General features: G+C 35.2%; 10 protein-coding genes and 1 pseudogene. 1 reads left to right on the top strand and 10 read right to left on the bottom strand.

Translation table 11 applies throughout. From position 1 onward, the window contains the following. Positions 1–10 precede the first annotated feature (10 nt). The 5 genes from CN288_RS05020 to CN288_RS05000 all read right to left on the bottom strand — a co-directional run bounded on the left by CN288_RS05020 (position 11) and on the right by CN288_RS05000 (position 5,179). Complete coding sequence (locus CN288_RS05020) at positions 11–760, bottom strand: sulfite exporter TauE/SafE family protein (RefSeq protein ID WP_026592661.1); 750 nt, start codon at positions 758–760, stop codon at positions 11–13. Between the two features lie 114 nt (positions 761–874). Continuing rightward, positions 875–1,021, bottom strand: a complete 147-nt coding sequence (locus CN288_RS05015) for a BC1881 family protein (RefSeq protein ID WP_035415214.1) — start codon at positions 1,019–1,021, stop codon at positions 875–877. 458 nt (positions 1,022–1,479) lie between these two features. Then, the gene (bamE, locus tag CN288_RS05010; RefSeq protein WP_090686930.1) at positions 1,480–2,055 is read right to left on the bottom strand and encodes an outer membrane protein assembly factor BamE domain-containing protein; all 576 of its coding nucleotides are present in this window, start codon (positions 2,053–2,055) and stop codon (positions 1,480–1,482) included. 41 nt (positions 2,056–2,096) lie between these two features. Beyond that, a complete protein-coding gene (locus CN288_RS05005; RefSeq protein WP_098301853.1) occupies positions 2,097–3,140 on the bottom strand; it encodes a nuclease-related domain-containing protein in 1,044 nt (347 codons plus the stop codon). A gap of 434 nt (positions 3,141–3,574) precedes the next feature. After that, a complete protein-coding gene (locus tag CN288_RS05000) occupies positions 3,575–5,179 on the bottom strand; it encodes a lipase family alpha/beta hydrolase (RefSeq protein WP_026592658.1) in 1,605 nt (534 codons plus the stop codon). A gap of 329 nt (positions 5,180–5,508) precedes the next feature. On the opposite strand from CN288_RS05000, the pseudogene CN288_RS30185 reads away from it, so the two are divergent. Then, positions 5,509–5,631, top strand: a pseudogene (locus tag CN288_RS30185) (YxiF family protein); the annotation flags it as partial. A 25-nt stretch (positions 5,632–5,656) separates the two neighbouring features. Here the strand turns inward: CN288_RS30185 and CN288_RS04990 are convergent. The 5 genes from CN288_RS04990 to tkt form a co-directional block, all read right to left on the bottom strand. Next, the gene (locus tag CN288_RS04990) at positions 5,657–7,420 is read right to left on the bottom strand and encodes an ABC transporter ATP-binding protein (RefSeq protein ID WP_026592657.1); all 1,764 of its coding nucleotides are present in this window, start codon (positions 7,418–7,420) and stop codon (positions 5,657–5,659) included. Continuing rightward, positions 7,420–9,171 carry an ABC transporter transmembrane domain-containing protein gene (locus tag CN288_RS04985; protein WP_026592656.1) on the bottom strand — a complete coding sequence of 584 codons (1,752 nt, stop codon included), beginning with the start codon at positions 9,169–9,171 and terminating at the stop codon, positions 7,420–7,422. Before CN288_RS04985 ends, CN288_RS04990 begins: the two co-directional genes overlap by 1 nt. 124 nt (positions 9,172–9,295) lie before the next feature. Beyond that, positions 9,296–9,517, bottom strand: coding sequence for a YneF family protein (locus CN288_RS04980; protein WP_003199214.1), 222 nt, complete (start codon positions 9,515–9,517; stop codon positions 9,296–9,298). A 78-nt stretch (positions 9,518–9,595) separates the two neighbouring features. Continuing rightward, entirely contained in the window at positions 9,596–10,036 is a 441-nt protein-coding gene (gene sirA / locus CN288_RS04975) for a sporulation inhibitor of replication protein SirA (protein ID WP_026592655.1), read from the bottom strand. Between the two features lie 157 nt (positions 10,037–10,193). Further along, positions 10,194–12,194: a transketolase gene (gene tkt, locus CN288_RS04970; RefSeq protein WP_026592654.1), complete on the bottom strand. Its 2,001-nt coding sequence runs from the start codon at positions 12,192–12,194 to the stop codon at positions 10,194–10,196. Between the last annotated feature and the right edge of the window lie 22 nt (positions 12,195–12,216).

Below are 12,216 nucleotides of genomic sequence, written 5' to 3'. Positions count from 1 at the left end.
TCTTTATAACTTATTCTATTAATAACATACATCCAGCTAGAATGGGCGTCATAATCATCGAAAATTTCAAAATAATACGAGGTGCATAATTGGTAAACTTCGCTCCTATATATGCCCCAAGCATTGTTCCAATTAAAACTTGTACTAATAATAGATAATCTAAATACCCCTCAGAACTATATCCAAATCCGCCCCCAATGGCAATTGGTAAAATAATAAGCATTGTAGTCCCGACTGACTGTTGAATTGTTAAACCTAACAACACCATTAGTCCTAGTTGAATAAAAGGCGCTGACCCTATCCCAAATGCACCTGCTAATCCTCCAGTTACTAGCCCTAACAAAATACATTTTCTAATGATAGATAATTTCTTTACTATGTTCATAGACAATTTCTTTTGATTTTGAAAAAAAAGTAATCGAATGAACATAAATATTGCTGATAAAAACAACATACCAGCCGTAAACCAATGAAGAAGGTGTGCTGGAATCACTGCACCAAATTTAGAACCAATATATGATCCAACTGCTCCAAATCCTCCAACAATACTACCAATTTTCAATACAACATTTCCTTCTCTATAATGACTCACCACTCCTGAAAATGTTGTAAATGCCATTGCGGTTAATGATGTTGCAAGGGCTACATGAATTGGAACTTGAAATATGAGAGTCAGTACCCCAATAATAAATCCAGCACCGCCTGCTCCAACAAACCCTAATAAAATCCCCATTAAAAACATTGTTATAATAATAGCCACTTTCTTTCCCTCCAGTAGCTCTATTATCTGATATATCTCTTTTTTTACGCAAACAAAAAAGCATCCACATAGGACGCTTTTCATTATTTTCCTATATTCATCATATGTACTCAACTAATCTTGATTAATTAAAATGACAGCTGGTCCAGATACCACCACTCCAGCTACTTCAATCTTCTCAAATTCTTTAACTGTAATTGATATAACACCTTTTCGTTCCATTAATTCCTTACTCAGGACTTCAGTCGGTACGTTTTTCACCGTCTTACCTCCTTTTCATTCTTGTTTCCTAAAATCTTTACTTTTCATTGATAATATTTCGTCACGGAACTGGAATCTAAAATTATAAAATTGTTCCAATGCATCTATATATACACTCTCCCTCCTATTTTCATTCCTTAAATTCCATAAAGAATGTATGATTCCTTTTTATAACATATTGAAAAAAAAATAAAAAAGCATCCTGTACGGATGCTTTCATCATTTTGATTCACGTGAAAACTTTGTATACACACCAAAACCTGCAAGCAGTACTCCTAATCCCGCGAACATAGTACCTAGGCCTAAAAAGAATGAACCGAGTGTTTGTAAATCTTCCATATATACATATATCCCCTTCCCAATATCTCTATATTCAACATAATTAATTATACATCATTTGCCATTTTTGTTGTATTTATCTTTCACTCAATTTCTTTCACAATCCTAATCGATAGCAATTAGTCTTTGTGAATCTTATATTCTATTACTCTATCTTTTTCATCAAAATTAACAATTAAACGCTCACTATCAATTCGAATCAAGCCCCGTTCATCTCCTAGATAATAAACAATTTGATTCGTTTTCATAAAACGCTCTGTTTCTGTTGGCTTACCTAACAATTGTAATATTTCTTGCTTTGATTTTCCTACCAATTGATGTTTTTCTAAAAGGTCATCTACTATATACACTCTTTTGTTTTCTTTCTCTATCCATACATCTCTATCGAATTTTGAGTTGTATTCATTTATTCCAAGTTGCATAGCACAACACAAAAATAGGCTCGCCCCAACAACTGTTATAGTTTTGAGATCTCTCTTTTGCTTTTCATTCTTTTTATTTAAAGAAACCTTCCAAATTATCCATTCAATAAACAACAAAATAACAAATGGTAATATTACAATCGATATACTCTCTACACTATAAGTTAAATGACTGATAGCAATTAAAAGAATGAAAGCAAGATATATGAATAAATACACAAAAACATAAAGATATAATATTCCCCACAATAAAGTATTTTTATGTTTCTTCAAGAAAGAACCACCTTCATTTTAAATTTGAACTTTTAACCCCCTCAGAGTTTCATATAATTCATACGTTCAATGACTTCTTTTATATCTTCTAATTCTTTTACCGTATATAATTCTTTTTCTTTTAATTTTTCATTTCTAAAATAAGTAACTAGCTGCTCTCTTCCCTTCAGCCGTGGGAGTGCTTCATTAGAAAGATCAATCACTTCATTCCTATTTCCGTTCGTCTCATTACCGAAATATAAAAGAGGCTTAATTTCTTCTTTAACTTCTTGCTGATAGCTTTCTTTAAGGCAATCATATAAAACAGAGGACGCATGTTTTATTTTATATGCTGGATTTCCTTCATTCTCGACTCTTAAACTCAATGAATTTCCGTCTGATGATCGCTCTGAAACAAAAGCAAACGTCTCTTCCTTTTGATACTTACCAATCTCATCAATCATAAACGAATATACACCGGCATTCTCTTTCGTCACTCCATGTATCAGTCGTCCCTGCCATTCTTTCGTCTCAATAACATAAATTCCAGTCGTACATAATACAAGATGATCAATTCGAGTATAGCCACTTTTATTTTCTGCCTCACTATCGGTATTTAGTACAAATACATTCGGAATAATATAGAGCTCCTCTCCAGTTATAAGGCCTTCCTGAACAAATCCCCGTTTCATATAAGTTAATATTTCATGTGTATTCATTTCTTCGCTATTTTTGGAATACGCTCTTAACTCTGTAACAAGGTTTTGTAGCAAATGAATCTCATTACTATGTTTTTGTTGCATCTCATTACGTTCCTTATTATGCTGCACAGCTAATTGATTTTTCATCATTCTCACATTTTCCAGTTCTCTTGCTGTACTCTCTTTTAAATTGTTATACTTTTTTCGTTCTACACTTTTTAACGTCTCTTGTTTTTCCTCATAAGTAGCTACTGTTGCAGCAATTTCACTTTGGTAGTTTTCTATTGATTGTGTCCTTTCAAACTCCACTTGTTGCTTGTCAGATTCTAACTGTTTATTCTTATAAAACAATACAAATATTCCAACTAGCAATGCTAAAATCACACATATGAATACATATTCCATCTTTTTTCTCCTTTATAGATTAGGTAGATATCACCTAAAATTTTAAAAATATTTTCAATCTATTATACTACGTATTATAATAACGATCTGTAAAATTTGGATAAATTTTGCATACTTTATTTACTATAAAAAGTGAACAAGTTATCTCTCAACTGATTTAAGACCAGAGGAAAACATATGTAGAAAAAAGTCAAGAACTTAAGAAGAATCAATCATAAAAAAGAAGCCCTCGAAACCTCAACATTACAAGGTTTTTCGAAAGCTTCTTTTATTGTAAAGTAAAAACATCCCATCATGTAGGAGATTTTTCATAAACGTTTATTACACTGTACTTAGACCAAAACGTTTACAGTCTTCTTGCCATTACCTCTATCTTTAAAAAAGAATAACAGCACATGATGGCCATCAAACCGTACTTTTTTCGTAATTACGATTTATTTTTCAATATACACAGAACGCACAATTGTACGAGTATAAGCTTTACCTTCTGCGTTAATACCTTTAATATCAATCGTCATATTATATACATCTGATTTTTTTATATGATCCAAAAGGCCTTTAAATGCAGCCTCATCTAACCTTTGCAGCTGGTTCGATTGTAATACTAAATTCCCTTCTCGATCAACAACTCGAACAGTAAAAGAAAGATTCTCTTGTTTTCCTAGTTCTTTAGTAGATTGCTTCAATTGAAATTCAACTTTATCAGCTTTAATTTTCCCTGGCATTTTCAATGTAAACGGCGCTGTTTGTTTATAATCACTAACAACCATATAGGCATCTTTTGTATGTGTGGTCATTAGTTTAACATGCCATTCTCCGGTTTCCATTTGATTAATTTTAAATGTCCGAATGGACGCCCCCTTAAAGTAGGAAGTTTCGTCTCCAACCGTAAACTTACTATCTTTATTCGTATATACTTTGCCCGACGGAGAAATAAGTTGTACTTTCACTTCTGAAGATGCTGTCAACACAGAGACCACACCTTCTGTTTTTGTATCTACCGCAATTGTTTGATCAATCCATTTATTCGGCTCCAGTTCTCCACCTAAAATGCTTTGATTAGATGTAGTATTTAAATTATCAACAAATTCTCTATTATTATTTAAAGTATAAGGAGGAACGAATGTAGCAGTAGAAGTACGTAAATACGATTCAATTCGAGAAAAGACGGCTGAACCTTTTCGAATATTATCATGATCAAATCTAGAATCAGTAAATAAATGTGTTCCATACGGTAATTTTGTACTCCATTCATTCACTAAACCATCATTAGAGCCATACGCAGAAAGATATAACCCACCTAAAGATAGAGCAGAGAAAGCCGGTCCCCAACTTGTACCTGCAACTGTATAATAACGATTTAATTTAGCGTTTGGATTGTTATCTATTACAGAACGAAATTGTGCCATTTCACCTGTTTGTAAAGAATAAGTGCCATCGTCTCTTTGTCCGAGTAATGAAGCCAACCACCCCGCCCACCAACTATAGGATAAGTCTGCTAAATTTGACCCATAATGCGGCGAAGCTAGTGTAATAACATTTCCTACAAAACGATTCGCACCGTATTGAATGAGCGCTGCTTGGGTGTCAATTCCACCTTTACTATGAGCCACAATATTCACTTTTTTACCAAAATGATTATAAATCTCTTCTAGCTTTGCAGCCAATAATTTACCATTATCCCACTGACTTGCAGATCCCTTTCCAGCTGCATCATATAGTTGAACAAACACCGTTTGATATCCCGCACGATACGCATAATCATACATATCGTTTACATCGTGATAAACTGTTTTTCCATACCAACTATCTGCACTTCCATTTCTCCCTTGTACAAAAACAATCGGTGGCCTATTTTCATCATAATTTAAAGGCTTCTCACCTAAAAACCAATCTCCTGGATTAAATGTTTCTTTTGGCGGAAGCACCCCACCATAATTCGGCGTAGTATTTGCTTCAGCGCTTGCAATACTAATAGGAGTAACGAGTAAAATGAATGTAGTAATCAACATCATGCATCTTTTAAACGACGCGTACATAATAACCCCTCCTTTTTTCAGAAAGATGACGCAGAGTTTATAAATTGCTATGCTATTGCAATACCATTACTTCTATAATTCCCAAGACTCCTTTGCTTCTAAAATTTCTAAGGGTCATATTTATTCAATTAATGAGTATGATAGTTTGAACACATCGTCTTATTCTTTATAAACAGTATTCTTCCTATGCATCTTAATTCCTTTCACTCATCAATAGTACAAATGTTTCTCAATAAAAAGCTCACAGATTTTCTTGATAATAATATTAAATTAAGAAAGACAACTGAAAAAAGCAGTTATAATCGGTATGATAGGAACTCTCTCAAAAATTTTATTTAGTTGGAGATAATGTAGCATTCGGTGTATGTATTGAACGAACAGAGTATCACTACGAATTCAGTATGTGGGGCATAACAAAAATTATAGAGATAGAGGCATTTTTAAGAGAATAAAAAAGAGGCCTTCAAAACCTCAATATTATAAGGCATTCTGAAGGCTCCCTTTATTCTGAAGTAAATACATGTTGTAATACAATCCTTGCTTACTCAGTAATTCTTGATGCGTTCCTCTTTCTACAATTTCTCCATCATGCATAACAAAGATTTGATCAGAATCTTGAATAGTAGATAAGCGGTGCGCAATCGCAATTGTTGTTCTACCTTTTCGCATGCGCTGCAGTGCTGTTTGAATCGCTTCTTCTGTTTCTGTATCAATATTTGCTGTTGCTTCGTCTAATACTAATACTTTCGGATTTGTAGCAATTGTTCTCGCAAACGCGATGAGTTGCCTTTGCCCACTTGAGAACGCAGCTCCTCTTTCTACTACTTCTGTATTATATCGCTCTGGTAACTTTTCAATAAATATATTCGCTTGCACAAATCTAGCAGCTTCTTCTACCTCTTCATCCGTAATACTTTCATTATACATACGAATGTTTTGTTTTACGTTTCCAGCAAACAAGAATGCATCTTGAAGTACAAGCCCAATTTTCTTTCGAATTTCCTGCTCTTCATATTTTTCTAAGTTTACCCCGTCTATTAAAATATTGCCTGACTTAATATCATAAAAACGCATCAATAAGTTCATAATCGTGCTCTTCCCACTTCCAGTATGCCCAACAAAAGCAACCGTTTGCCCAGGCTTCACATGAAAAGATACATTTTTCAAAACATCACGCTTTCCATCATAGGAAAATGTAACATCTTTAAATTCAATTTCTCCTTCATCCACTTTTGACTCTCCATTTCCTTGTTGAACAGGGGCTAAATCTTTTTCATCCATCAAATGAAAGACACGTGAGGAAGAAACAAGCGCTTGCTGAAAGAAAGAAAGTTTCATCATCATTTCATTTACAGGTTGGAAAAAACGATGAATATAATTAACAAAAGCATATAATACCCCAACTTCAACTGGACTATTCAAGGCGTTAAAGCCAAATAATGCAAGCACTAAAGCGATAGCCATAATATGAACAAGGTCTGTTGCTGGGCGTAAAAATAACGCATCTAGTTTTAACGTACGGCGCCCAGCACCGTAATGCTTATCGTTCACTTCTTCAAATTCTTTTCGCATCCGTTTTTCTTGGCGAAATACTTGCACGATATTCATACCTTGAATCGATTCATTGAGCTTAGCATTTAAAATACTTAATTGATTCCGTAGCTCCAAATAAAAAATAGAGCTTTTCTTGCGATACATCGTCATAATTGTAAGCATAATTGGAATTAATATAAGAGAACATAAAGCAAGCTTCACATCAAGTAAAAACATTGCCACCAAAATCCCGATTAAAAACACAACATTTTTTACAAATGTTGATAACACACTCACATAGAAATCTTTAATTGCTTCCGTATCATTAGTAATACGAGATACGAGAGTACCAATTGGCGTACGATCAAAAAAGCTTAATGACAACTTTTGTACATGTTCATACACTTCAACCCGCATGTCTTGCACAATTTTAAACGCAATATTTTGGAAATATAGTAAATTTAAATACGTAAATAAAACCTTTAATAAATGAGCAATCATATATACAACAAATAGGGTTACAAGTGCTGATTGTTCAAAGTTCCGTGGAACTAAATGTTCATCAAGAAACTGCTTAATTAAAAATGGCCCCATCATTTCTGTGAAAGTTGCACCAACTAGAAATAGAAATGCCAGTGCTAATAAGCCTTTATATGGTTTCATATAAGAAAGTAATCGCCATAAATCGCTTCTTTTTTTCTCAGCCATTATATGCCTCCCTTCTCAACTAACGCTTCTAACTGCTGACTTTCATACATCTCTTTATACCAACCTTCTTGCCCCATTAGTTGTTCATGCGTACCACGCTCTACAATTTTCCCTTCATCAACAACAAGAATAAGATTTGCATGTTGGATAGCACTTAATCTGTGTGCTGTAATTATTGTTGTTTTTTGTGCTCTTTCTCGTTTCAATGCCGTTAAAATTGTTTCTTCTGTTTTTGCATCAACTGCAGATAAACAATCGTCTAAAATTAAAATTTCAGCATTTGTTAATAAAGCACGTGCAATTGAAATCCGCTGTTTTTGTCCACCTGATAAAGAAACCCCGCGTTCCCCTACTACCGTGTCATACCTTTCTGGAAATTGCATAATATCATCATGAATACAAGCAATATTCGCAGCATGCGTAATGTCTTTATGCATAGCATCCACCTTTCCAAATGCAATATTTTCACCTATACTTGCTGAAAATAAGAAATGGTCTTGAGGGACATACGAAATAGCCGATCGAATACCGTGAAGCGTCATATCACGAATATCTTTTCCTCCAACTTGCAATGCTCCATTAAAATGATCATATTCTCGAATTAAACATTTTAGTAATGTCGTTTTCCCTGCACCAGTTCGGCCAACAATACCTAATGTTTCACCCTTTTTTAGCGTAAAATGAATATCTTCTAAATTAATTATTTCATTTTTCTTATAGGAAAATGTATCGATTGCAAACGTAATGTCACCGCTTGCTACATTTTGTACTGCGCTCTCCTTATTCACCACATCTGAAGTTTGAGATAATATTTTTTCCACACGGTCATATGAAGCACGACCACGTTCCATAATATTAAATAGCCAACCAAATGCAAGCATCGGCCAAACAAGTGTCCCTAAATATGTTGTAAATGTAATTAATTCACCAACTGTCAGTTCTCCACGAACAACTAATAGTGATCCATAACATACAGCGATTAAGAATGAAAAACCGACAATAAGAGAAATTGTTGGATCAAATAGTGAATCGATACGTGCAACTAACATATTTTTATGTACAACATCTTCTGATTTTTTTCTAAATGCTTGTAAATCTTCCTTTTCTTGACCGAGTGAACGAATCACTTTCATCCCACTCATGCTTTCTTGGACTTTATCATTGATCTCAGAAAACGCTTGCTGTGCTTTATGAAAGCGTCTATGTAATAAAGTACCATAATAATTAGTTGAAATCGCTACAATCGGCATTGGAATTAGACTTAACAATGTTAACTTCCAACTAATTGTAAGTCCCATAGCCACAAGTACACATCCACCTACGGCTAACGAATCCACAAGTGTCAAAACGCCCGACCCAGCTGTTTGTTGAATTGCTTGAATATCATTCGTTGCATGTGCCATTAAGTCCCCTGTACGATGTGATTGATAAAATGACGGACTCATGTTTGTAAAATGTTCATATAATTTCTTTCTTAATTGGCGTGCGAGCTTTAAAGAAGATCCAAAAATCATAATACGCCATATGTAACGTAATATATACATTGTAATCCCAACAACTACTAAAAGAACAACCCACTTTAACAACTTTTCAAATGTTAGCGTCTGGTTGTTAATTTCGTCTACAATAATCCCAATGACTTTTGGTGCCACAAGCTCAAGAAGTGCTACGCCAAACAACAAAATAATCCCCGTTATATACGCCCGTTTTTCTTGTTTAAAAAACCACGCTAAATTAAAAAATACTTTCATCATATCCTCCTCCCCTGAAATGAGCGATGTTTTCAGTGTATCAAAATCACAGAATTTTTTAAAGTTTTCAACACTAAAGTTTTCCAAAAAGAAAGGACACTCTTATCGAGTGTCCCTTTAGCGCTTATTTCATTTGTTGCTTGTTCATTGCGCTCATCATTTGATTGATTTTCTTTTGGGATGGTTTTTGTCCCATTTGCATCATCATCATTTTTAACATTTGTTCATTGATTGGTGGATTTTTTTGTAAATAATTCATCATATATTTGCGGGCGATGAAAAATCCTAACGCCACGCCTGCTACTAGTGCTAATACGCCCACTAGAACAACTACCCAAATTGACATATATTTTCCTCCTTCATGTTGTCTACCTTACAGTGTACTAAAACCTTTTCAATAAGACAAGATTGTATTCGACATTTTTTACACATATGTTCGCGCTTGTTTCAAAGGATTTAGCCAACCATACTTTTTATTCTCATAATCCATTGCCAAAAATGTCAATTCACATTTCCTAAGAACCTCAAAGAAAGTCGTTTCCATCGATACATTCCCAGATGTATTCATTTGAATATATTGTGATTTCACCGTTATTTCCCCATATTCTGCACCCGTAGATAATATGTGCGTATGGTGTATTCTCTTATACTTTCCAACACTACGTAATGCTTGTTCTAATTTATGGTGAATTTTCATTACTTGTAATGGCATCGTAATATACATCATCTGCTTATATAACACTTTCTTTTCCGAAAGGGAACCAGATTCTGAAAATCGAGCAAATAAATCGAAAAACAAATACTCCCGACCAAAGTATGCCTTCGCAATATCTTCTTGAATTAAATACAATTCATACGTTTTCATACTTTCCCTCCCGCACTGGACAACCTTTTTCTCTACATTATATAAAAGATAATATGCAATGATTGTCTGACTGCGGAGAAAGAAAAAACTTTTTCTGTCGAATAAACTCATTTACATAGAAAAATCTCTCCATGCCGGAGAGATTTTTCACAAATCATTAAAGCATTTCTTTTACTTTACGAACAACATTTTCTACAGTGAATCCATACTCTTCCATAATCTTTTCACCAGGAGCAGAAGCACCAAATGTATCGATACCTAACACATCTCCCTCAAGACCAACGTAACGGTGCCATCCGAAAGTAGCACCCATTTCGATTGCGAAGCGTTTTGTTACTGCTTTTGGTAATACAGATTCTTTATATTCAGCAGATTGTGCTTCAAAGCGATCCATAGATGGCATGCTGACAACAGCTGCATCAACACCATTTTCTGCTAATACTTTTTGCGCTTCAACCGCTAAACTTACTTCAGAACCACTTGCAAGTAAGATTACATCAGCAGTTTCTTTCTTGCTTGCAGAAATTACATACGCACCTTTTGCAACTTTTTCATACGTATCGTCTAATGCACCTTCTAATGTTGGAAGATCTTGACGAGTTAAGATTAATGCAGTTGGTTTGTTTGTAGATTCTAAAGCCAATTTCCAAGCTGCAACTGACTCGTTACCGTCAGCAGGACGAAGAACAGATACGTTTGGCATCGCACGAAGCGCCGCTAATTGTTCAACTGGTTCATGCGTTGGTCCATCTTCTCCAACAGCGATACTGTCATGTGTAAACACATATGTTACAGGCAATTGCATTAATGCTGCAAGACGGATTGCTGGACGTAAGTAATCAGAGAATACGAAGAACGTACCACCGTAAGTTTTTAAGCCACCATGAAGCGCGATACCGTTCATTGCTGCGCCCATTGCGAACTCACGTACACCGTACCAAATGTTTTTACCACTGTAGTCAGCTCTTGTGAAGTCTTTTTCGTTATTCATGTATGTTTTGTTAGAACCAGCAAGGTCTGCAGATCCACCAAAGAATGATGGTACAGCTTCTGCAATCGCGTTAATTACAGTACCTGAAGAAGAACGAGTTGCTGTTTTTGATCCTAATTCATAAGTTGGTAAGTTTTTATCCCAACCTTCTGGAAGAAGACCTTTCATTGCTGCTTGTAATTCATTAGCTAATTCTGGATATGCTTGTGCATATTCACCAAGCATTGTATTCCATTCAGTTTGAGCTGTTTCGCCAACATCTTGTACCGTTTTACGGAAGTTCTCATATACTTCTTCTGATACATGGAAGTCTTGTTCAGCCGTCCAAGCATACGCTTCTTTTGTTAATTTTGTTTCGTCTACACCTAGTGGAGAACCGTGTGAAGCTGATTTTCCTGATTTATTTGGAGAACCGAAACCGATTGTTGTTCTTACTTCAATTAGCGTTGGGCGGTTTTCATCAGCTTTTGCTTCCTCAATCGCTTTTGCAATCGCTTCAACATCGTTTCCATCCTCAACACGGATTACTTGCCAGCCGTATGCTTTATAACGATCTTCTACACTTTCAGAGAATGAGCGATTTAAATCACCATCTAATGAAATATCGTTAGAATCATATAATACAACAAGGCGACCTAATCCTAAGTGAGCAGCTAATGAAGATGCTTCAGCAGAAACGCCTTCCATTAAATCACCATCACCGCAAATTGCATATGTATAATGATCAACTACGTTGTATGCATCACGGTTATACTTCGCTGCTAAATGTCTCTCAGCCATTGCCATACCAACTGCTGTTGAAATACCTTGTCCAAGTGGACCAGTTGTTGCATCTACGCCTGCTGTATGACCATACTCAGGATGTCCTGGAGTTTTACTTCCCCATTGGCGGAAGTTCTTTAAATCATCCATTGTTACATCGTAACCAGATAGATGAAGTAAACTGTATAATAACATTGAACCATGACCTGCAGATAATACGAAACGATCACGGTTAAACCACGTTGGGTTATTTGGATTATGTTTCATAAATTGCGTCCATAATGTATAAGCCATTGGTGCTGCACCCATTGGCATTCCTGGATGACCAGAGTTTGCTTTTTCAATCGCATCAATGGATAATGTGCGAATCGTGTTGATAGAAAGTTGTTCGATTGAATGTGACATGCTATTCTTCCCTTCGCTTATA

Origin of the sequence: Bacillus sp. AFS023182 (assembly GCF_002560575.1) — a bacterium.
In the GTDB taxonomy this organism is placed as follows: domain Bacteria; phylum Bacillota; class Bacilli; order Bacillales; family Bacillaceae_G; genus Bacillus_A; species Bacillus_A arachidis.
This window is presented reverse-complemented; position numbering and strand designations above follow the sequence as displayed.